This is a genomic window from Amycolatopsis sp. NBC_01307, assembly GCF_035975215.1.
Lineage (GTDB): Bacteria > Actinomycetota > Actinomycetes > Mycobacteriales > Pseudonocardiaceae > Amycolatopsis.
This window is the reverse complement of record NZ_CP108403.1, coordinates 9,451,773-9,472,667: the sequence shown is the minus strand read 5'-3', so window position 1 is coordinate 9,472,667 and position 20,895 is coordinate 9,451,773. Positions and strand designations below refer to the sequence as shown.

Below are 20,895 nucleotides of genomic sequence, written 5' to 3'. Positions count from 1 at the left end.
AACGCACGAACGCCCCGCTCCCCGGCTTGTGCGGGGCCCGGGGCGTCATGCGCTGCGAGCGGACGTCAGTTGATGACGGCCAGCACGTCGCGGGCGGACAGGATCAGGTAGTCCTCACCGTTGTACTTGACCTCGGTGCCGCCGTACTTCGAGTAGATGACGACGTCGCCGACGGAAACGTCGAGCGGGACGCGGTTGCCCTTGTCGTCGATCCGGCCCGGGCCCACGGCCAGAACCTTGCCCTCCTGGGGCTTCTCCTTGGCGGTGTCGGGGATGACGAGACCGGAAGCGGTCGTCTCCTCGGCCTCACTCGTCTGGACAACGATCTTGTCCTCGAGCGGCTTGATGTTCACGCTCACCGGGTTGACCTCCACGGTCGTCGAAAGCGTTGGCAGGTTGTGGTTACGGCTCTACCACCCCCGCCGTCGCGGGTGCCGGGGCTGTCGGGCCGTGCGATTAGCACTCTAGCCACGGGAGTGCCAGTCTCGCAAGGAGGGTGCGTCTTGCCGGTGAGAACGCGCCTGACCGGCGGCTTTGTTCCGCCGCCCCAGCCGCCGGTCAGGCGCCGCTCAGGAGCAGCAGCCCCCGGACGGCGCCGCGCTCTCCGCGTCGGCCTTGACGACGTAGACCTCCCACGGCTCCCGCCCCGGCCCGTGCACCCACACCTTGTCCTGGACGGCGTAGCAGCAGGTGGTGCCGGTCTCGGTCCGGGTTTCGAGGCCTTCGCCGGCGAGCCGCCCGGCGGCCGACCCGACCTGCTCGGCGGACTCGACCTCGACGCCGAGGTGGTCCAGGACCGTGGCCTGCCCGGGCTCGCCTTCCAGGAGGACGAGCTTGAGCGCGGGTTCGGCGACGGCGAAGTTCGCGTAGCCGGGACGGCGCTTGGCGGGGCCGGTACCGAACAGCTTCGAGTAGAAGCCGATCGAGCCTTCGAGGTCGCCGACCCGCAGAGCGAGCTGTACTCGGGACACCACTGCCTCCTTGGATAGATGGTCGTCTAAGCAGAGCATTGCGCCTTGGATAGACATCCGTCAAGATAGAGAAGTGTCGAATCAGCTCCCCGTCGCCTGCTGCGCGCCGCTCGTCCGCGAGCCGCTGACCGAACCGCAGGCCGTGGAGCTGTCCGCGTTGTTCAAGGCGATGGCCGACCCGGTGCGGCTGCGGCTGCTGTCCCTGATCGCCTCCCACGGCGGCGGCGAAGCGTGCGTGTGCGACCTGACCGAGGCTTTCGACCTGACCGGCCCGACCATTTCGCACCACCTGAAGGTGCTTCGGGAGGCCGGCCTGATCACCGGCGAACGGCGCGGGACGTGGGTCTACTACCGCGTCCACCCCGAGGTGCTGGCCCGGCTGGCCGCCGTGCTCGTCCCCGCCTGAGCGCGGGCTCTTACCCCCAGCGTGAGTTTCTGGTTAGGTTCTCACCGTCTGGCACCTGAACCCTGGGGGTTTATGCCCATGTCGTCTCGTTCGCTCTCCAGAACGGCGGCGCTGGCCGCCGCCGTCGCCCTGCTCGGCGGGGCCCTCACCGGCCAAGCCCATGCCGCGACCACCACCACCGATCAGCGGCAGCGGGACTTCGCCGCCGCGGCGGCCGAGTTCGGGGTGCCGGTGGACGTCCTGCTCGGCGTCTCCTACCTCGAATCCCGGTGGGACTTCAACGCCGGGACGCCCAGCGCGTCCGCCGGGTACGGCCCGATGCACCTCACCGACCTGCGGGAAGCCGGGGTCGCCGGCAGTCACCACGACGTCGGCAGCGAGGACCCGCGCGGCGACGACGCGCGGCCCGCGTTGCACCCGGCCGCCGGGCCCGACGTGCCGCCGCAGACCGGGCTGCAGACCGTCGACGAGGCCGCGGCGCTGACGAAGACCGACGCGCGGACCCTGCGCACCGACACCCGGCAGAACATCCGGGGCGGCGCCGCGCTGCTCGCGAAGTACCACGCCGGCGGGACCGGCTGGTACGACGCCGTCGCGCACTACAGCGGCTCGACCGGCGACGCCGCGCAGACGTTCGCCGACGAGGTCTTCGAGACGATCAAGAGCGGCATGAGCCGCACCACCGACGACGGCCAGCAGGTCACCCTCGCCGCCACGCCGGGCCTCGCGCTGCCGAAGCACGCCGAGGCCGCGGTGAACCCGGCGAACGTCGAGTGCCCGCGGACCGTCACCTGCGAGTCCGTCCCGGCGCCCTACCAGGAGCTGCCGAACGACGACTACGGCAACCACGACCTGGCCAACCGGCCGGTGAGCCAGAAGATCGACCACATCGTCATCCACGACACCGAGGGCTACTGGGACAGCGTCCTCAAGCTCGCCCAGGACCCGACGTACGTGAGCTGGAACTACACCATCCGCTCGGCCGACGGCCTGATCGCGCAGCACGTCCCGACCAAGGACGTCGCCTGGCACGCGGGCAACTGGTACATCAATGCGAAGTCGATCGGCGTCGAGCACGAGGGCTTCGCCGCGAAGGGCACCTGGTACACCGAGGCGATGTACCGCTCGAGCGCGAAGCTCATCGGCTACCTGGCGCGCAAGTACGACATCCCGCTCGACCGCGCGCACATCATCGGCCACGACAACGTGCCGGGCACGGTCCCGTCGACGATCGCGGGCATGCACTGGGATCCGGGCCCCTACTGGGACTGGTCGCACTACTTCGACCTGCTGGGCGCGCCGCTCGGCGGGTTCGGCCTGCCCGGCTCGTCGCTGGTCACCATCGACCCGGACTTCGCGAAGAACCAGCCGCTCTTCACCGGCTGCGACACCGCCGGAACACCTTGCGCGCCAAGGGGTTCCGAGGCCGTAATGCTGCACTCGCAGCCCAGTGACGCCTCACCGCTGCTGGTCGACATCGGCCTGCACCCGGCGGGCGGACCGTCCACAACGGACGTCTCCGACGTCGGCAGCCGCGCCGCCACCGGGCAGCAGTTCGCCGTCGCCGGCACCAGCGGCGACTGGACGGCGATCTGGTACCTCGGCCAGAAGGGCTGGTTCCACAACCCGCACAACGCGCGCGTCGCGAAGCCCGCGATCGGCCTGGTCGTGACGCCGAAGCCGGGCCTGGCCACGATTCCGGTGTACGGGCGCGCCTACCCCGAACCCGAGGCCTACCCGGCGAACCTCACTCCGCAGGCGATCACGCCGCTGCCGTACACGCTGGCCGCCGGGCAGAAGTACTCGTCGGCCGGGGTGGTCGGGTCGGAGTACTACTCGGCGACCACGTTCGACGTTGCCGACCACGTGGTCGTGAAGGGCAAGCTCAAGTACGTCCAGATCCAGTTCGGGCACCGGATCGCGTTCGTCAAGGCGGACGACGTCCGGTTCCTGCCGGCGTTCTAGCCCAAAGCCGTGAAGGCCTCCTTACCGGCTCTTATGGCCGGTAAGGGGGCCTTCACGGCTTTCAGGCGTCGAGCGCGACCTTCGCTCCCCCGGACCGCTCGGTGTTGCGGCGTGTCTTCGCCCAGCCGTTGCGGCGGCGGATCAGCCGGAACAGCGCTCGCCACGACGTCACGTAGAACGTGTAGATGTACGCCGCGTACGCGAAGCCCAGGCCGATGCCCCGCAGCACATTGCGGCTGCGCAAGCACTTCAGCTGGTAGATCGGGCCCCAGACCAGGAACGGCAGCAGGCCGAACGAACCGTAGATCGCGAACAGGATCCAGGCGCCGCCGGTGAACCACGTCCACATCTGCGCCGGGTCGCCGGCGGTGCTGAAGATCAGCAGCAGGAACGGGATCGGGTACAGCAGCGACCCGAGCAGCTGCAGCCACGGCTGCGCGAGGTAGTACATCATCTCCGCCGCGCCGAGCGTGCTGACGTGCGGCGAGTCCCAGATCCGCCGCAGGTACCGCGCGCACTGCATGGTGCCCTGGCCCCAGCGCGTGCGCTGCACCAGGAACCGCCGCAGGCTGTACAGACCTTCCTGCGCCACATGGGAATCGGGGGTGAATCCGGTGCGCCAGCCCGCGGTCAGCAGGTGGACGCCGAGCTCGAAGTCCTCCAGCAGCGAACCGCGCCACGGCTGTTCGCCGGGGCCGGCGATCGAGTCGAGCGCGGTGAGCCGGGTGAACTGGCCGTTGCCGCCCATGGAGATCGTGCCGGTGAAGCCGCGCGACGTCTGGATCGCCGCGATCGCCGTCCGGAACTCCAGGTCCTGCAGCTGCGCGAGCTTCAGCCCGAACCAGCGGCCGGCCGGGTTGCGCGTCGGCGGCGGGGTTCCGACGTTGCTCATCCAGACGTCGAGCTGCACCGCGCCGATCCCCGGGTCGCCGAAGAGGTAGTCCGCCGCGCAGACCTCGAGGCAGTTCGGCGCCGGGCGGCCGTCGGCGTCGACCACCACGACCACGACGTCGTCGCGGGCCGCGTCCGGTCCCATCCAGTCGTTCAGGGCCCGGTAGGCCGCGTTGAGCGCGTCCCCCTTGCCGGTGCGGGCTTCGGGCCGGACGCGCGGCACGAGGTGCAGGTACGGGTCGTAACCGCCGTTGCGCCGCCACAGCATCCGGACGACGCGGGCGGTGCGGTCCTCCGAGTCGTCGTCGACGACCCAGACGTGCGCGTGCCGGAACGTCGTGCGCAGGTAGCGGATCGTCTCGCGGATGACGGTCTGCTCGTCGCGGCACGGGACGAAGAAGTGCCACGTGAAGTCCGCCGGGTCACCGACCGGGCCGGGCTTGCGGCGCAGGTACGGCACGACGATCAGCACGACGTAGACCAGGAACGCCACGCTCATCGTCAGCGCGAACGCCTGGGTGATCGCCAGCAGGACCTTGCCGCTCATGCGTTCTTCTTCCGCGTGGCCAGCCAGACGAACAGGACGAGCGAGACGGCGCCGCCGAACACGCTCACCATCGAGCCGAGCAGCGTGTGCCCCCAGTAGTAGCCCTCGTCCGGGCCGAGCTGGTGGACCAGGCCGACGATCGTGAGAATGCGCAGCTGGTTCACCAGCACCACGACGACCGCGGAAACGCCGAGGGAAAAGAACAACCGGCGCGCATTCGCGGGCCGGAACCAGAGCATGGCCGTCGTCACAACGAGCAGTGGCAGCAGAAGAAACGCCGACGAACATTCCGGGGTCATTCTCAACCCGAATGGAGCAGCGCCGCTCAACCCAAAGTAAACGGACTCTCGATCACCGGCGACATAAACACCCGATGTAGTGATGATGTTGAGGATCGCGCCCGCCAGCTGTACTTCCAGCTCGCGGTACAGCCGCTCGGCCAGCACCACGACGGCGCCCGCGGCGGCCAGCGCACCCAGCCCCACGACCAGCGGGAACTTCGCCATCCCTGAGTTCGGAGCGCTCGCTACGGCCACGACGTTCCTCTCGGTGTCGATTTCTCATGCAGGTTCAAGCGGCCATTCGGCAGGTGCGGCGGCGAACTTGCTAGACCGTCCGAGTGATGCCGTATTCGACCTGCGAAGACGTCCGAAAGCATTACCCGATCCGGTGATTCGGTGAATTTCGTGTGCTATTCGAGGTCGTGTTGGCGATAGTCGATTCGCGTGCCGACTCGAGGCTGGCCGGACCGATCCGCGCCGGAGTCGGACACACCACGCGAACCCCCGAGAAACTCAGCGAATTCGGAGGACCAGTTGATGAAGAGCTCCCTCGTGCGCCGTGGCGGACTGCTCGCCGCGGTCGTGGCGAGCGTCGTGCTCGCCGGCGCGGCCCCCGCTTCGGCGGCCCCCGGCGACGGTTCCGCGTACGGCGTCAGCGTGAACGTGACGCTGCTCGGCCAGCCCGCGGTGAAGGTCGGGCCGCTCGCGGCCGCCAACACCGCGGGCCCGACGACGAACACCGTGGCCAGCGCCAACGCGGCCGGGATCCTGACCGCCGGGGTGATCACCGCCGAGGCCAAGCGCGACGACGAATCCGGTGCGGTGACGGCGAAGGCGACCACCGCCGACGTCGGCCTGCCGCTGCTCAAGGCCGCGCTCGGCACCGTCGGCGTCAAGACCGTCGAAGCCGTCTGCACCGCCACCCAGGAAGGCGTCAAGGGCAGCAGCACGCTGGCCGACGCGAAGCTCGGCAGCATCGGCGCGGTCGACGCCAACCCGGCGCCGAACACCCAGGTCAAGGTGACCATCGGCCTGGTCAACGTGGCGACGATCATCCTCAACGAGCAGATCCAGAACAAGGACGGCAGCCTCACGGTCAACGCCCTCCACGTGAAGCTGCTCGGCGGTGTCGTCGGCGCGCTCGGCTCGGGCGACGTGATCGTGTCGTCGGCGACCTGCGGCCCGGCCGCGCCGCCGATGCCGCTGGCCTCCGGTGCCGGCCTGTGGGTCGGGCTCGGCCTGCTCGGCGCCATCGCGCTGCCGATCGGCACGCGCATTCTCCGCAACCGCCGCACGGCCTGAGTGAGGTCCGGATGTACAAGATGCCGGGCGCGGGCGTCGGCGTGGCCGGTGGCGGGGTGGGCACCCTCGCCGCCACCGGCGCCGACATCGGGTGGTGGCTGGCCATCGGCGTGCTGCTGGTCCTGCTCGGGACCGTCGCGCTGATCGCCGTCCACCGCCGCAACCGCCGGCTCTCCCAGGCGCGGGAGCACTGAGGCCGGGGCCGTCGGCGTGCGCCCCTCGCACGCCGGCGGCCCTTGGCAGAGATTTTCGTGGAAACTGGACGATGTGGAAAAGAGGCACCGCGGGGTGGATGTGATGTTGCTGGCCGGGACCCGCCCGGAAGCGCTCAAACTCGCGCCGCTGGCGCTGGCCATGGACGCGCACCCGACACTCCGGCCGATCCTGGTCCACAGCGGCCAGCACGCGAGCATGGTCGAGCAGGCGCTGCTGCCGTTCGGCCTGGTCGCCGACGCGTGGCTGGACGTCCCGCCGCGCGTCACCGGCGGGCAGGCGGAGCTCGTGGCGGGCCTGCTGCCGGCGCTCGACGACGCGCTGCGCCGCTACGCCCCGGCCGCGTTGGTCGTCCAGGGCGACACGACGACGACGCTGGCGGGCGCGCTGGCCGCGTTCTGGCTGGGCATCCCGGTGGTGCACCTGGAGGCCGGGCTGCGCACGCACGACCTCACGGCGCCGTTCCCCGAGGAGGGCGCGCGGCAGATGGTGTCGCGCCTGGCCGCGCTGCACCTGGCGCCGACGCTCAGCGCGGCGGCCGAGCTGCGCGCGGAAGGCGTTGCGCGGCAACGCATCGCGGTCACGGGCAACACGATCGTCGACGCGGTGCTGGAGATCGCGGCCCGCGACCTCCCGGCGCGCGACACGGCGCTGGCCCTGCTGGAGATGGAGATCGCGGAGGCCGGCGAGCGGCTGGTGCTGGTGACGTCACACCGCCGCGAGTCCTGGGGCGAGCCGCTGGAGCGGACGCTCGCCGCGGTGCAGCTGATCGTCGCCGAGCACCCGGACGTCCAGGTGCTGTTCCCGGCGCATCCGAACCCGCAGGTCAGGGCCCAGGTGGACGCCTCGCTGGGCGGCCTGCCGCGGGTGACGGTGACGGATCCGCTGGAGTACCCGGACCTGGTCCGCGCGCTGCGGCTGGCGTCGCTGGTGCTGACGGACTCGGGCGGCATCCAAGAGGAGGCGCCGACGTTCGGCACGCCGGTGCTGGTCCTGCGCGACGTCACCGAGCGCGCGGAGGTCGTCGACGCGGGGTGCGCGTGGCTGGTGGGCACGGACACGGCCCGCATCGCCGACACCGCGGCCCGCCTGCTGCGCGGCGAGCTGCGCACGGCCCAGGTCGGAAACCCTTACGGCAACGGCAATGCGGCGGTCCTGGCGGTGGCGGCGATCGAGGAGCTGCTGGGCGTCGGGACGCCGGCGCACAGGCACGCCGCGGCTTCCTAGGACCAAGACTCGTCGTGAGTGGTAATGCGGGTTCTAACCCTCATTACCACTCACGAGCGGTACTAGAGCGAGATGACGGTGACCGGGAGGGCCGGGTTCGCGCTGAAGTCCAGCGCCGCCGTGGGGCGCTTGGCCGCCACCACGTGGGCGCCCAGCGCGGCGATCATCGCGCCGTTGTCCGTGCACAGCCGCGGCCGCGGGACGCGCAGCTCGATGCCCGCCGCGGCACAGCGTTCCGCCGCCAGCGACGACAGCCGCGAGTTCGCCGCGACACCGCCGGAGATGACGATCGTGCCGATCCCCTGCTCCTTCGCCGCGCGGATCGCCTTCGCCGTCAGCACGTCCGCGACGGCTTCCTGGAACGACGCCGCGACGTCGTCCACCGGGATCTCCTCGCCGCGCCGCTGAGCGCCTTCGACCCAGCGCGCGACCGACGTCTTCAAGCCGGAGAAGGAGAAGTCGAACTTCGCGTCACGCGGGCCGGTCATGCCGCGTGGGAACGCGATCGCCGACGGGTTGCCGTTCTTCGCGGCCTTGTCGATCGGCGGGCCGCCCGGGTACGGCAGGCCGAGCACGCGCGCGACCTTGTCGTACGCCTCCCCCGCCGCGTCGTCCACAGTGGACCCCAGCTCGGTGATCGACGACGCGATGTCGTCGACGCGCAGCAGCTGCGTGTGCCCGCCGGAGACCAGCAGCGCCAAGCACGGCGTCGGCAACGGCCCGTGCTGCAACGTGTCCACCGCGATGTGCCCGGCCAGGTGGTTGACGCCGTAGAGCGGCACGTCCAGCGCCGTCGCGTACGCCTTCGCCGCGGAGACGCCGACGAGCAGCGCCCCCGCGAGACCCGGCCCCGCCGTCACGGCAATGGCGTCCACATCGGACAGTGACAGCCCGGCTTTCTCGAACGCGCGCGAAGTCGTCGGGACCATCGCCTCGAGGTGCGCGCGGCTGGCGACCTCGGGCACGACGCCGCCGAAGCGCGCGTGCTGCTCGACGCTCGAGGCGACCTCGTCGGCCAGCAGCTCGAGCGTGCCGTCGTCGTGCAGGCGGACCAGGCCGACGCCGGTCTCGTCGCACGAGCTCTCGATGCCCATGATGATGCGCGACATCAGCCCGCCACCTCGTCTCGCGTCCGCGCGGGGCGGACCATCGTGTACGCGTCGGCGCCGGAAGGCTGGTAGTAGCGCTTCCGGATGCCGAGCCGTTCGAAGCCGTGGCGCTCGTACAGCCCGAGCGCGGTCGTGTTGTCCGTGCGGACCTCGAGGAACACCGGCGCCTCGAACTCGTCGGCGCGCTCGAGCAGGGCCAGCAGCAGCGCCTTGCCGATACCCTGGCCCTGGTACTCGGGCGCGACGCCGAGGGTGTGCACGGTCGCCTCGTACTCGCCGCGACGCCGGCCGAGAACGGCCAGCCCGGCGTAGCCGAGGAGCTCGTCACCCTCGTCCGGACGAGCGGCCAGGTAGAAGTGGCCGATGTCCAGCTCGGAGTGGAACGCGTGGGCGTTCCACGGGTCGTCCCCGGGGAAGAGGATCTTCTCGATCTCGACGCAGCGGGCGATGTCCTTGCGGCGCAGGGGATCGAGTCTCACGGCGCGGTCACCCGTTTCGGCGCCGACGGCTCGGCGGCGTCGGGGCGCCGCAGGTACAACGGCGTCAGCGGCGCGGGCGTCTCCTGCGCGAGCAGGGCGCTCCGAGCGGCCTTGACCAGCCCGGCGGGTGACGGGAAGCGCGGCTCGATCGGCCGGACGTCGAGCACCGCGCCGTAGAGGACCGCGCCGTCGCCGGCCGCGGCCTTGACGTCGGTTTCGAGGTCGGCCGGGCGCTGGACGTCGGGACCGTGCGTGCGCGCGCCGGACGCGTCGTAGGCCGCCCAGTAGACCTCGCGGCGGCGGGCGTCGGTGAGCACGAGGAACGGCTTCTCGCCCGGGGCGACGTCGGCGGCGATCGCGTCGAGGCTGCCGACCGGGTACACCGGGATGCCGAGCGCGTGGCCGAAGGCGGCCGCGGTGGCCATGCCGGCGCGCAGGCCGGTGAACGGCCCGGGACCGACGCCGACGACGATGGCGTCGAGGTCCTTGAGGGTGACGCCGGCGGCTTCGGCCGCGGCCAGCGCGTGCGGCGTGATCAGCTCGCCGTGGGCGCGCGGGTCGACGGTGACGCGGTCGCCGCGCGTCTTGACCCGGTCGCCGTCCAGTGCGACGACGCCCGCGGTGACCGCCGGGGTCGAGGTATCGATCGCCAGTACCAACACGGTGTCCCAGCCTACGACCAGGCCGGGATGTCGCATTCGCGGGCCCGGATCACCGGTGAAACCGGTCGCTGCGGGGGTCTTATCCGCACGGTAACGTGCGAATCGGGGTTCGCAGGAGCGAGTCCCCCGAGCTGGAGGTCCCCGCGGTGCCCGACCCGTTGTTCCCCGCCCTCACGTCAGCCTCGGGCAACGAAGCCCTCCGATTCGGCGAACAGGCCCTGACCTACGCCGAGCTCGCCGCCGTCGCCGGCGGTCTCGCCGCCGAGCTGCCCCGCGGCCGCGTCGCCGTGTGGGCGACGCCGACCCTGCACACCAGCGTCGCCGTCGTCGCCGCCCTGCTCGCCGGGGTGCCCGCGGTGCCGCTGAACCCGAAGATCGGCGAGCGCGAGCTCGCGCACATCCTCGCCGACAGCGAGCCGCAGCTGGTGCTGGCCGAACCCGGCGTCGAGCTGCCTGCCGGGCTCGCCGGCCTGCCGCGGCGGGACATCCCGCTGACCGGGCCGGCCACGCCGCTGCAGGAAGAGCCGGACGCCGAGGCGCCCGCGTTGATCGTCTACACGTCGGGGACCACCGGGCCGCCGAAGGGCGTCGTCCTCCCCCGCCGTTCGATCGCGACCACGCTGGACGCCCTCGAAGACGCCTGGGCGTGGACCGCCGACGACGTCCTGGTGCACGGACTCCCGCTGTTCCACGTGCACGGCCTGATCCTCGGCATCCTCGGCCCGCTGCGCCGCGGCGGCTCGGTCCGCCACCTCGGCCGGTTCTCGACCGACGGCGTCGCCCGCGAGCTGAAGGCCGGCGCGACCATGGTGTTCGGCGTCCCGACGATGTACCACCGCATCGCCGGTGAGGTCGGCGGCGACGAAGCCTTGGCCGACGCGTTGCGCGGCGCGCGGCTGCTCGTCTCGGGGTCGGCGGCGCTGCCGGTGCACGACCACCAGCGGATCACCGAGGCGACCGGCCAGCAGGTCGTCGAGCGCTACGGCATGACCGAGACGCTGATGAACACCAGCGTCCGCGCGGACGGCGAACGCAAGCCCGGCACCGTCGGCGTCCCGCTCGGCGGCGTCGAGCTCAGGCTGATCGGCGACGCCGGCGAGGTGCTCGACGACGTCGAGACCGTCGGCGAGATCCAGGTGCGCGGCCCCAACCTCTTCACCGAGTACCTCAACCGCCCGGACGCCACCGCGGCCGCGCTGGCCGACGGCTGGTTCCGCACCGGCGACATGGCCACGCGCGACGCCGACGGGTACGTCAAGATCGTCGGGCGCAAGGCGACCGACCTGATCAAGAGCGGCGGCTACAAGATCGGCGCGGGCGAGATCGAGAACGCGCTGCTGGAGCACCCCGGCGTCGCCGAAGCGGCCGTCACCGGCGAGCCGGACGACGACCTCGGCGAGCGGATCGTCGCCTGGGTCGTCCCGGAGGGCGAGCGGCCGTCGGCCGAGGAGCTGGCCGACCACGTCGCCCGGCTGCTCGCGCCGCACAAGCGCCCGCGGGTCGTCCGCTACCTGGATGCCTTGCCGCGCAACGACATGGGCAAGGTCCTGAAGCGAGCGCTCGGTGACTAGGCGGCCGGCGCGCGAGGTCGTCGACACGATTTCGACCGGCTTCGAGGAGTTCACGACGCCGCTGCGCGAGGAGCCCGCCGACGGGCCGATCGACTGGCCGGGCTACCGCGAAGCACGCTTCGCCGCCGAAGAGCGCACCGGTGAGAAGGAGTCGGTCGTCTGCGGGACGGCGAAGATCGGGGACGCCGAGGCCGTCGTGATCGCGTTCGAGTTCGGGTTCCTCGGCGGCTCGCTGGGCCAGCGCACCGGCGACCGGATCGAGGCGGCGTTCGCGCACGCCCGCGACGTCCGGCTGCCGGTGGTCTCGCTGATCGCGACCGGCGGCAGCCGCATGCAGCAGGGGATGCGCGCGCTCATGCAGCTGCAGCGCGTGGCGCGGGCGGCGGCGCGGACGCGCGCGGCGGGCGTCCCGCAGATCGCGGTGCTGCGCGACCCGACGACCGGCGGCGGCTGGGCGACGCTCGGCGCGGGCGCCGACGTCATCCTCGCGCTACCCGAGGCCCAGGTCGGCTTCGCGGGCTCGCGGGTGCGGCCGGCCGGCTCCCCCGAGGCCTACACGGCCGAGGCGAAGCTCGCGTGGGGTCAGGTCGACGCCATCGTCGCGCCCGAGGACCTCGGGCCGGCGTTGGAACGCCGGCTGCGCTTGCTGACGTCCCCGTCGAACGCCGCGGCGCCACCGCCCCGGGCGCTGCGCGAGGCGGCGCTGCCGGACACGGGCTGGGACGCGGTCCAGGCCGCGCGGTCCCCACGCCGGGCGCGAGCCGTCGAATACCTGGACGCGTACTTCGACTGGCGCGAGGACATCAGCGGCGACCGCTGCGGCGGCGTCGACGACGGCGTCCGCTGCGGCTTCGGCTGGCGCAACGGGAGGACGATCGCGTACGCGGCCCAGTGCGGCACACCGACGCTGCCGTCGGGCTTCCGCACGGCGGCGCGTCTGGTCCGGTTGGCGTCACGGCTGGCGATCCCGGTGCTGACGCTGGTCGACACCCCGGGCGCGGCCAACGACGCGGCGGCGGAACAGGCGGGCGCGGGCGGCGCGATCGCGGACCTGTTCGAGGCGGTCGCGACGGCGTCCGCCCCGGTGACAACGCTGGTGATCGGCGAGGGCGGTTCGGGCGGCGCACTGGCGTTCGCGGCCCCGGGCTCGACGTGGGTGACCCCGGACGCGTACTTCTCGGTGACCTCACCCGAAGCGGCGGCGGCGATCCTGAAGCGTCCCGCGTCGGAGGTCCCGGAGCTGGCCAACCAGCTACGCCTGCGACCACAGGACCTGGTGCAGCTGGGCGTGGCCCGCGCGGTCGTCTCGGTGCAAGAGTCGTGAGTGTTCAGGGCGGTTAGAACCGCCCTAAACACTCACGACAGTCCGTGCCGACCATGAGCCGTGGGGTTCCAGCGTCACCTCGCGGACGTCGTCGTCGCGGCGGTCCAGCCGGACCACCAGGTAGTCCGACGACAGCCGCTCTGCCGAGCCCTCGCCCCATTCGACGACGATGGCCGAACGCTCCAGGTCCGTGTCCAGGTCCAGGTCGTCCAGCTGGGACAGGTCGCCGCCCAGGCGGTACGCGTCGACGTGCACCAGCGGCACGCCGGCGGCACCCGCCGGGTGGACGCGGGCCAGCACGAACGTCGGGCTGCTCACCCGGCCGCCGACGCCAAGGCCGTCCGCGATGCCGCGGGTCAGCGTGGTCTTGCCCGCGCCGAGGGGCCCGGCGAGCAGGACCAGGTCACCCGCGCGCAGGGAGCGGCCGAGCGAGCGGCCGAACTCCATCGTGTCTTCGGGTGTCGGGAACAGATACGTCAACGCTGCCACCACCAGTTCCGCCGGGCCGAGTCCTCGCCGTCCACACCGGAGCAGCGTTGCAACAAGTCGATCAGGTGGCTGGTCACCAGGTCCGGCTGCTCCAGCAGCACCATGTGCCCGGCGCCGCGGACGCGCACCAGCTCCGCGTCGGGCAGCTCGGACGCGATCCGCTCGGCGTGCGCGAACGGCGTGAAGCGGTCCGAATCACCGCCGAGCACCAGCACTTCCGCGGTCTTCAGCCCGGCCAGCGCCGCGTAGCGGTTGTGGCTGCCGAGCGTGTCGACGAAGTTCACGAGGCCGCGCACCGGCGTCACTTCCAGCATCTCGAGCATGAAGTCGACGAGCCGGGGTGCGACGTCGCGGCTGCCGAACGCCAGCCGGCGCACGGCCTGGCGCGTCAGCTGGCCACCGGCCGCGCGGACGAACTCGACCAGGCCCGGCTGCCAGCCTGCGAGACCGCCGGCGGCGCGCGTCAGCGGGTTGTACTTCGAGAGCAGCGAACGCGGCAACCCGCGCGCCCCGACTTCGCCCGCCGCCGTCGCGATGAAGGCGACGCCGGCCACGCGGTCCGCGAACAGCTGCGGGAACTCCGCGGCCAGCTCCATGATCACCATGCCGCCCATCGAGTGCCCCACCAGCACGATGGGCCCCGTCGGCACCAGCGACCGCAGCACGACGTCGAGGTCGCGGGCCAGCTGCTCGATCGTCGAGTTCTCCGCCGACGCCGCGCCGGACAGGCCGTGGCCGCGGTGGTCGTAGTAGACCTGACGCACGCGTGGCAACCGCAGCTTCGCGAGGTCGCGGCGCTGGAAGTGGAAGCACCGCCGCGAAAGCGCGAAGCCGTGCACGCCCACGACGGTCAGTTCGGGCTCGCCGCCGTCTTCCGGGTCGATCTCCTCGACCGAAAGCGGGGTGCCGTCGTCGGCCGCGACCGTGGACGTGCGATCCGGCTTCAGCTCCCCCAGGGGCTCGTCCACGTACGGGTCCTCACTGTGCCGCCGCTGCTGGGCGGCGACCGCGATGGCGGCCGCGGCGGTCCCGGTGGCCACGGCTCCGACGCCGCCGGCGATGGCCAGCAGTCGACGTGAAGGTGTCACGAGGCCGCCCCCAGATACCGGCGCGCCACCCGCGGGCGGTACATCGACGTCACGATCTCGTAGTCGATGGTGCCGAGCTTGTCGGCCCATTCCCGCGCCGTCGGCTCACCGCGCGTCCCCGGTCCGAACAGGACGACCTCGGCGCCGACGTCCGGCTCGAAGTCACCGCAGTCGACGATCAGCTGGTCCATGCAGACGCGCCCGGCGACCGGCCGCCGTTGCCCGCCCAACCAGACGTCCATCCGGCCCGACAGCGACCGCGGCACGCCGTCGGCGTACCCGGCCGGCACCAGGGCCAGGTTCGTGTCGCGCGCCGCGGTCCAGGTGTGCCCGTAGGACACCGATTCCCCGGCCTCGACGCGCTTGACCAGCGCGACGGCGGACCGGAACGTCATGGCCGGGCGCAGGTCCTCGGCCTGCGGCACCGGGTTGAGCCCGTACATCGCGATGCCCGGCCGCACGACGTCGAAGTGCAGGTCCGGCCGGGTCAGCAGGGCCGCGGAGTTCGCGAGGTGGCGCAGCGGGTCGAGCCCGGCGGCGCGGGCGACGTCGTAGGCGTCGTCGAAGCGCTTCGCCTGGGCGTCGATCGACGGGTGGCCCGGCTCGTCCGCGCACGCGAGGTGCGACCAGATCGCGACGACGTCGACGCGCGGTTCGGCGGCCGCCGCGGAAACCAGCTCGGCCCAGCCCGCGGGCGGGCAGCCGTTGCGCGAGAGGCCGGTGTCGATTTTGAGGTGCACGCGAGCCCGGGTACCCGCGGGGACGGCGGCGGCGATGCGACGTAGCTCACCGACCGAGCTGGCGGCGAGGTCGACGTCCGCCTCGACGCCCGCGGCGAAGTCGACCTCGGGCACGTCCAGCCAGCTGAACAGCCGGGTGGTGATCCCGGCGCGGCGCAGGTCGAGGGCCTCGCCGAGCGAGCAGGTGCCGAGCCAGCTCGCGCCGGCCTCGACCGCGGCGCGCGCCACCGGCAGCGCGCCGTGGCCGTAGGCGTCGGCCTTCACCACGGCCATCACTTCGGCGCCGGGCGCGCGGGCGCCCAGCAGCGTGAGGTTGTGGCGGATCGCGTCGAGGTCGATGTCGACCTGGGCGCGGGGAGAACTGGAGGGCGTCATGACGCCCGCCAGTTTCCCATGACCCGAGGTCAGGACAGGCGCGCCCCGGACGTGGCGGAGAACACGTGCAGCTCGTCGGGACGGATCCGCAGGTGCAGGGTGTCGCCCATGGCCGGCGGCTTGCGCGGGTCGACCCGGGCCACGACGTTGGACTTGGTGCCCTCGGCGTCGGTCTCGGCGAGCTTGCCGTAGACGTAGGCGTCCGAACCGAGCTCCTCGACCAGTTCCACCTTGATCGGCACGGTGCCGTCTTCGGTGGCCGACACCTCGAGCGACTCCGGCCGGAAGCCCAGCGTCACGGTGTCGCCTTCGGCGGCGGCGATGATCTCGCGGGTCAGCGGCACGCGCGCGCCACCCACCTCGGCGCCGTCGGTGGTGAGCTTCGCGGTGACGAGGTTCATCGCGGGCGAGCCGATGAAGCCGGCGACGAACGCGTTCGCGGGCTTGTCGTAGAGCGCGCGCGGGGTGTCGCACTGCTGCAGCAGGCCGTCCGACAGCACGGCGACGCGGTCACCCATCGTCATGGCCTCGACCTGGTCGTGCGTGACGTACACGGTCGTGACGCCGAGGCGGCGCTGGAGCGCGGCGATCTGCGTACGGGTCGACACACGCAGCTTCGCGTCGAGGTTCGACAGCGGCTCGTCCATCAGGAAGACCTGCGGCTCGCGGACGATCGCGCGGCCCATGGCGACGCGCTGGCGCTGACCACCGGAAAGCGCCTTCGGCTTGCGGTCGAGGTAGTCCTCGATGTCGAGCAGCTTGGCCGCGTCGAGCACCTTCTGCTTGATCTCGGACGCGGGGCGCCCGGCGATCTTCAGCGCGAAGCCCATGTTCTGCCCGACGGTCATGTGCGGGTAGAGCGCGTAGTTCTGGAACACCATCGCGATGTCACGCGAGCGCGGCGGCAGCTGCGTGACGTCGCGGTCGCCGATCCAGACGGCGCCGTCGTCGATGTCCTCGAGGCCGGCGAGCATGCGCAGGCTGGTCGACTTGCCGCAGCCGGACGGGCCGACCAGCACCAGGAACTCGCCGTCGGCGATCTCCAGGTCCAGTGCGTCGACGGCCGGGCGGTCGCTGCCGGTGTAACGCCGGGTCGCCTTGTCGTAGGTGATGGAAGCCATCGGGGTCAATCCTCTCCGAAAGTCCGCCGGACCCCGTGCGCGGCTTCGCGCGCTTCGAGGTGGCGCTGCTGGATCCGGTGGCCCTCGGCGCGCTGCGCCTCGGTCGGCTCGTCCAGCTCGAGCCGCGTCTTGTTCTTTCCTTGCCAGGACGGGGGTTCCGCACCGGAAGTCAGGGCCCAGGCCGCCTGCCGCGCCGCGCCGATGGCGACGTACTCGGCGACCTCGGGCAGCTGCACGGGCACGCCGAACACGAGCGGCGCGACCGCGCGGACGGCGGCCGACTGCGCCCCGCCGCCGATCAGCAGCACGCGGTGGACGTCGAGGCCGTGCGCGCGAACTGCGTCGAGACCGGCGGCCAGGCCGCACAGCATGCCTTCGACGGCGCTGCGCGCGAGGTTCTCCGGCGTCATGTTGGCCCGGGTCAGGCCGGCCAGCGAGCCGGTGGCGTCGGGCAGGTTCGGGGTGCGTTCGCCGTCGAGGTAAGGCAGGAACGTCAGGCCGCCGGCCCCGGGCTCGGCGCGCAGGGCGAGCCGGTCGAACTCGCTCAGCGTCGCGCCGAGCATCGTCGCGGTCGACGTCAGGACGCGGGCGGCGTTGAGCGTGCAGGCCAGCGGGAGGAAGCGGCCGGTGGCGTCGGCGAACCCGGCGACCTCGCCGCTGGCGTCGGCCGCGCCGGTCTCGGCGACGCCGAACACGGTGCCGCTGGTGCCCAGCGACACGACGACGTCACCCGGCTGCAGTTCGAGCGCGAGCGCGGCGGCCATGTTGTCGCCGGTGCCGGCGGAGACGAGCACGCCGTCCTTCGTGTGGCCGGCCGTGTCGGCCGGGCCGAGCACGGTGGGCAGCTCCGGCGTCCGGCCGCCGAAGGCGTGCGCGAGGACGTCGAGGCGGTAGGCGTTGTCGGACGGCGAGAAGTAGCCGGTGCCGGACGCGTCACCGCGGTCGGTGACCGGGTCGCCGCCGGTGAGCTTCCAGGTCAGCCAATCGTGCGGCAGCAGCACGCGGGCGACGCGGTCGGCCAGCTTCGGCTCGTGGTCGGCGAGCCAGCGCAGCTTCGTGACGGTGAAGCTGGCGACGGGCACCGACCCGACGGACTTCGCCCAGACGGACGGCCCGCCGAGCTCGTCGATCAGGTCGAGCGCGGCCTGCGCCGAGCGGTTGTCGTTCCAGAGCAGCGCGGGCCGGACGACGTCGCCGCCTTCGTCGAGCGTCACCATGCCGTGCTGCTGGCCGCCGATGCCGATGGCCTTGACGTCGTCGAGCAGCCCGGAGGTCGCTTCTTGGAAGGCGCCCCACCACGCGGCGGGGTCGACCTCGGTGCCGTCCGGGTGCGGCGCGCGGCCGGTGCGCACGATCTCCCCGGTTCCGGCGTCGCACACGACGACCTTGGTCGACTGCGTGGACGAATCGATGCCGGCCACCAGCTCAGCTGTCATACGGCTGCCCCTCCTCGACGTGTTCGACGATCTCGATCGCCGTGCCCGCGTTGAGCGCGGCCTCGATCTCCTCGGTCGGCGTGGTCTCGCCGGTGATCAGCAGGTCGTAGTCCCCGACGTCGCCGTGCGCGTAGGTCGCGGTGCGGCCGAACTTCGAGTGGTCGACGACGAGGACGCTGTGGTTCGCGATCTTCAGCGCGGTCTTCTTCAGCTCCGCGTAGTCGCGATCGGGGTGGTAGAGCCGCCCGATGGCGACGGCGGTGACCGACACGAAGGAGACGTCCGCGCGGATGCTGTCGAGCAGGTTCAGCACCTCGGGCCCGGCGCAGGAGTCGTACTCGTGGCTGTACCGCCCGCCGGCGAGCACGACGTCGACCTTCGGGCCGAGCAGCCGGGCGGCGTGCAGCGAGTTGGTGACGACGGTGAGCGCGTCGATCTCGGCGAGCCGCTTGACCAGCGGAAGGAGGGTGGTGGAGTCGTCGACGAAGACGGTCTGCCCGGGCTGGACATGGTTCGCGGCGGCCTCGCCGAGCGCGTCCTTCTCGCCGTGGTGCAGGGTGTCGCGGAAGCGGGCGGCGGTCTCGATGGTGAGCGCCGGGTAGGCCTCGACCTTGCCGCGCAGCTTGCGCAGGAGACGACGTTCGTCGAGGTCGTCGAGGTCGCGGTGCATGGTCATCAGGCTGACCTTGAAGCGTGCGGTGAGGTCGTCGATCCGGGCTTCACCCTGCTCGATGACGTGATCGAGGATGTCCTGCCGCCGCTGTTCGACGACAGCATCGGACGGCCGGGTCTTCCGGTCTCCAGACGCTGTGCCGCCGCTCACACGCACTTCTTACCAGATTTAACGCCCGGAGTTAACAAAGAACTCGATAACTCTTCGCGCGCCGGTCGCTCGGGCGCAGGTTCGCGGGCTTGGTTGGAGTGGCACGAACGGCCCGTTCGCGACGCTCGCCCAGGCTCGAACGGGCCACTCGCGACGCTCGCCGGGCGCGAACGGGCCACTCGCGACGCTCGCCGGGCGCGAACGGGCCACTCGCGCCCGCCTGCCAAGGCACGAACGGGCCACTCGCGACCCTCGCCGGGCACGAACGGGCCACTCGCGCCCTCCCGCCAAGGCACGAACGGGCCACTCGCGACGCCTCCCCGGCACCAACGGGCCACTCGCGACCCTCGCCGGGCACCAACGGGCCGTTCGCGCCCCTCGCACGCCGTCCCCGCCAAAGCGGCACTTTCACGTGAAAGTGCCGCTCGGTCTGCTCAGGACGTCAAGGACCGGACCGCGCGGATCGCTTCCGGGATCGCGTGGACCAGCGCCGACGACGACGTCGGGGCGTTCTGGGCCGCGATCGCGCCCGCCAGGGAGTGCACGTGAGCCGCCGCGGCCGCCGCCAGCCACGGGTCCACGCCCGCCGCCAGCAGGGCGCCGATCAGGCCTGACAGCACGTCGCCCGAACCCGGCGTCGCCAGCCAAGCTCCGTGCGGCTTGTTGACCGCCACCCGGCCGTCCGGGGCCGCGATCACCGTGACGTACCCCTTCAACAGCACCACCGCGTTGTACCGCCGGGCCGCGTCGCGGGCGGCTTTCACCCGGTCCGCGCCTGGGGCACGACCCATCAGCCGCGCGTACTCGCCCGCGTGCGGGGTCAGGACCAGCGGCGTGTCCGGGTCGCGGGCGTCCAGGACCTCCGGGGACTTCGCGATGATCGTCGTGGCGTCCGCGTCCGCGCACACCGGCAGACCCCGGCCCAGGACGTACCGGACGACGTCGCGGCCCTCCGAGCCCGTGCCGATGCCCGGGCCGACCGCCCACGCCTGCACCCGGCCGGCGTCGGCGACCGTGCCCGTCGCGATGACCTCCGGCCACTGCGACCGGACGACGTCGGCCGCGTGGCCGGCGTACCGGACCATCCCGGCCGTCGCGCGGACCGCCGAACCCGCCGTCAGCACCGCCGCGCCCGGGTAGGTCGCCGAGCCCGCCGCGACGCCGACGACGCCCTGGCTGTACTTGTCGTCCTCGGGGCCCGGCACCGGCCAGGCCGTGGCGACGTCGACGACGTCCAACTGGTTCAGCGAGGGTTCCCCCAGCTCGAGCCCGATGTCGACCAGCACGACCTCGCCGCACCACGTCGGCGCCAGCACGTGCACCGGCTTGCGGGCGCCGAAGGTGACCGTCAGCGTGGCCCGCACCGCCGGGCCGTCGACGGCGCCGGTGTCCGGGTCGACGCCACTGGGTAGGTCGACCGCCACGATCGGCGCTTCGACGAGGGAGACCAGCCGCGCGGCTTCGGGGCGCAGTGAGCCCGAAGCGGAGATCCCGACGATCCCGTCGACCACGACGTCGGCCCGGGCGATCCACTGTGGACCGTCCTCGGCGGACACGACCCGGCCGCCCGCGCGGCGCAACGCCGCGAGCCCGGCCTCGTGCGCTCGCGAACCCAGCAGCACAGCCGTGACGGCGACTCCGCGACGGCGCAGGAAAGCCCCGGCCCACAAGGCGTCGCCGCCGTTGTCACCGGAGCCGACCAGCAGCACGACCCGGCGGCCGGACACCGTGCCGGTGTGCTCGGCGAGGAACTCCGCCAGCCGCACGGCGAGCCCGAACGACGCGCGCCGCATCAGCTCGCCCTCGGGCGTGACGGCGAACAGCCGCCCCTCCGCCTCGCGAATCCGTTCCGTGGTCCAGATTCCCTGCACGGCG

General features: G+C 72.2%; 21 protein-coding genes. 7 read left to right on the top strand and 14 right to left on the bottom strand.

The features are described 5' to 3' along the window. Positions 1-65 precede the first annotated feature (65 nt). Together groES and OG439_RS42550 are read right to left on the bottom strand one after the other, a co-directional pair. A complete protein-coding gene (groES, locus tag OG439_RS42555) occupies positions 66-359 on the bottom strand; it encodes a co-chaperone GroES (protein WP_007031106.1) in 294 nt (97 codons plus the stop codon). Between the two features lie 210 nt (positions 360-569). Next, a complete protein-coding gene (locus tag OG439_RS42550) occupies positions 570-971 on the bottom strand; it encodes an ArsI/CadI family heavy metal resistance metalloenzyme (RefSeq protein ID WP_326946060.1) in 402 nt (133 codons plus the stop codon). A 73-nt stretch (positions 972-1,044) separates the two neighbouring features. Between OG439_RS42550 and OG439_RS42545 the strand changes: the two genes are divergently transcribed. Both OG439_RS42545 and OG439_RS42540 read left to right on the top strand, forming a co-directional pair. Continuing rightward, on the top strand, positions 1,045-1,377 hold the full coding sequence (locus tag OG439_RS42545) for a metalloregulator ArsR/SmtB family transcription factor (RefSeq protein WP_326946059.1): 333 nt from the start codon (positions 1,045-1,047) through the stop codon (positions 1,375-1,377). Between the two features lie 72 nt (positions 1,378-1,449). Continuing rightward, the gene (locus OG439_RS42540; protein ID WP_326946058.1) at positions 1,450-3,342 is read left to right on the top strand and encodes an N-acetylmuramoyl-L-alanine amidase; all 1,893 of its coding nucleotides are present in this window, start codon (positions 1,450-1,452) and stop codon (positions 3,340-3,342) included. Between the two features lie 61 nt (positions 3,343-3,403). Here OG439_RS42540 and OG439_RS42535 read toward each other — a convergent pair whose 3' ends face one another. Both OG439_RS42535 and xrtP read right to left on the bottom strand, forming a co-directional pair. Beyond that, positions 3,404-4,780 (bottom strand): glycosyltransferase family 2 protein, encoded by a 1,377-nt coding sequence (locus OG439_RS42535; RefSeq protein WP_326946057.1) that lies wholly within the window; start codon positions 4,778-4,780, stop codon positions 3,404-3,406. Continuing rightward, positions 4,777-5,286, bottom strand: coding sequence for an exosortase P (gene xrtP, locus OG439_RS42530; RefSeq protein WP_326946056.1), 510 nt, complete (start codon positions 5,284-5,286; stop codon positions 4,777-4,779). The genes OG439_RS42535 and xrtP overlap by 4 nt, the downstream gene beginning before the upstream one ends. A 312-nt stretch (positions 5,287-5,598) precedes the next feature. On the opposite strand from xrtP, the gene OG439_RS42525 reads away from it, so the two are divergent. The 3 genes from OG439_RS42525 to wecB all read left to right on the top strand — a co-directional run bounded on the left by OG439_RS42525 (position 5,599) and on the right by wecB (position 7,803). Then, positions 5,599-6,363 (top strand): choice-of-anchor P family protein, encoded by a 765-nt coding sequence (locus OG439_RS42525; protein ID WP_326946055.1) that lies wholly within the window; start codon positions 5,599-5,601, stop codon positions 6,361-6,363. An 11-nt stretch (positions 6,364-6,374) separates the two neighbouring features. Then, positions 6,375-6,557, top strand: coding sequence for an LPXTG cell wall anchor domain-containing protein (locus OG439_RS42520; RefSeq protein WP_326946054.1), 183 nt, complete (start codon positions 6,375-6,377; stop codon positions 6,555-6,557). Positions 6,558-6,651: 94 nt separating this feature from the next. Next, positions 6,652-7,803 carry a non-hydrolyzing UDP-N-acetylglucosamine 2-epimerase gene (gene wecB, locus OG439_RS42515; protein WP_326946053.1) on the top strand — a complete coding sequence of 384 codons (1,152 nt, stop codon included), beginning with the start codon at positions 6,652-6,654 and terminating at the stop codon, positions 7,801-7,803. A gap of 62 nt (positions 7,804-7,865) precedes the next feature. Here wecB and tsaD read toward each other — a convergent pair whose 3' ends face one another. Genes tsaD through tsaB form a run of 3 tightly spaced genes read right to left on the bottom strand, consistent with a single transcriptional unit; the run spans position 7,866 to position 10,053 of the window. Further along, positions 7,866-8,912 carry a tRNA (adenosine(37)-N6)-threonylcarbamoyltransferase complex transferase subunit TsaD gene (gene tsaD / locus OG439_RS42510; protein WP_326946052.1) on the bottom strand — a complete coding sequence of 349 codons (1,047 nt, stop codon included), beginning with the start codon at positions 8,910-8,912 and terminating at the stop codon, positions 7,866-7,868. Beyond that, positions 8,912-9,391 carry a ribosomal protein S18-alanine N-acetyltransferase gene (gene rimI / locus OG439_RS42505; protein ID WP_326946051.1) on the bottom strand — a complete coding sequence of 160 codons (480 nt, stop codon included), beginning with the start codon at positions 9,389-9,391 and terminating at the stop codon, positions 8,912-8,914. The genes tsaD and rimI overlap by 1 nt, the downstream gene beginning before the upstream one ends. Continuing rightward, positions 9,388-10,053 (bottom strand): tRNA (adenosine(37)-N6)-threonylcarbamoyltransferase complex dimerization subunit type 1 TsaB, encoded by a 666-nt coding sequence (gene tsaB / locus OG439_RS42500; RefSeq protein WP_326946050.1) that lies wholly within the window; start codon positions 10,051-10,053, stop codon positions 9,388-9,390. The genes rimI and tsaB overlap by 4 nt, the downstream gene beginning before the upstream one ends. A 146-nt stretch (positions 10,054-10,199) precedes the next feature. Here tsaB and OG439_RS42495 point away from each other — a divergent pair, with 146 nt between their 5' ends. Further along, on the top strand, positions 10,200-11,624 hold the full coding sequence (locus OG439_RS42495) for an acyl-CoA synthetase (RefSeq protein WP_326946049.1): 1,425 nt from the start codon (positions 10,200-10,202) through the stop codon (positions 11,622-11,624). Beyond that, the gene (locus tag OG439_RS42490; protein WP_326946048.1) at positions 11,617-12,948 is read left to right on the top strand and encodes a carboxyl transferase domain-containing protein; all 1,332 of its coding nucleotides are present in this window, start codon (positions 11,617-11,619) and stop codon (positions 12,946-12,948) included. Before OG439_RS42495 ends, OG439_RS42490 begins: the two co-directional genes overlap by 8 nt. Before the next feature lie 24 nt (positions 12,949-12,972). Here OG439_RS42490 and tsaE read toward each other — a convergent pair whose 3' ends face one another. The 7 genes from tsaE to OG439_RS42455 form a co-directional block, all read right to left on the bottom strand. Further along, positions 12,973-13,428 carry a tRNA (adenosine(37)-N6)-threonylcarbamoyltransferase complex ATPase subunit type 1 TsaE gene (tsaE, locus tag OG439_RS42485; RefSeq protein WP_326946047.1) on the bottom strand — a complete coding sequence of 152 codons (456 nt, stop codon included), beginning with the start codon at positions 13,426-13,428 and terminating at the stop codon, positions 12,973-12,975. Next, a complete protein-coding gene (locus OG439_RS42480) occupies positions 13,425-14,525 on the bottom strand; it encodes an alpha/beta fold hydrolase (RefSeq protein ID WP_247060599.1) in 1,101 nt (366 codons plus the stop codon). Before OG439_RS42480 ends, tsaE begins: the two co-directional genes overlap by 4 nt. Beyond that, positions 14,522-15,640 (bottom strand): alanine racemase, encoded by a 1,119-nt coding sequence (alr, locus tag OG439_RS42475; RefSeq protein WP_326946046.1) that lies wholly within the window; start codon positions 15,638-15,640, stop codon positions 14,522-14,524. Before alr ends, OG439_RS42480 begins: the two co-directional genes overlap by 4 nt. 29 nt (positions 15,641-15,669) lie before the next feature. Continuing rightward, positions 15,670-16,761: an ABC transporter ATP-binding protein gene (locus OG439_RS42470; RefSeq protein WP_247060595.1), complete on the bottom strand. Its 1,092-nt coding sequence runs from the start codon at positions 16,759-16,761 to the stop codon at positions 15,670-15,672. Positions 16,762-16,766: 5 nt separating this feature from the next. Next, positions 16,767-18,197 carry a xylulokinase gene (gene xylB, locus OG439_RS42465; RefSeq protein WP_326946045.1) on the bottom strand — a complete coding sequence of 477 codons (1,431 nt, stop codon included), beginning with the start codon at positions 18,195-18,197 and terminating at the stop codon, positions 16,767-16,769. Continuing rightward, positions 18,187-19,020, bottom strand: coding sequence for a DeoR/GlpR family DNA-binding transcription regulator (locus OG439_RS42460; RefSeq protein ID WP_326946044.1), 834 nt, complete (start codon positions 19,018-19,020; stop codon positions 18,187-18,189). The genes xylB and OG439_RS42460 overlap by 11 nt, the downstream gene beginning before the upstream one ends. A 434-nt stretch (positions 19,021-19,454) precedes the next feature. After that, positions 19,455-20,891 carry an NAD(P)H-hydrate dehydratase gene (locus tag OG439_RS42455; protein WP_326946043.1) on the bottom strand — a complete coding sequence of 479 codons (1,437 nt, stop codon included), beginning with the start codon at positions 20,889-20,891 and terminating at the stop codon, positions 19,455-19,457. Positions 20,892-20,895: the final 4 nt, after the last annotated feature.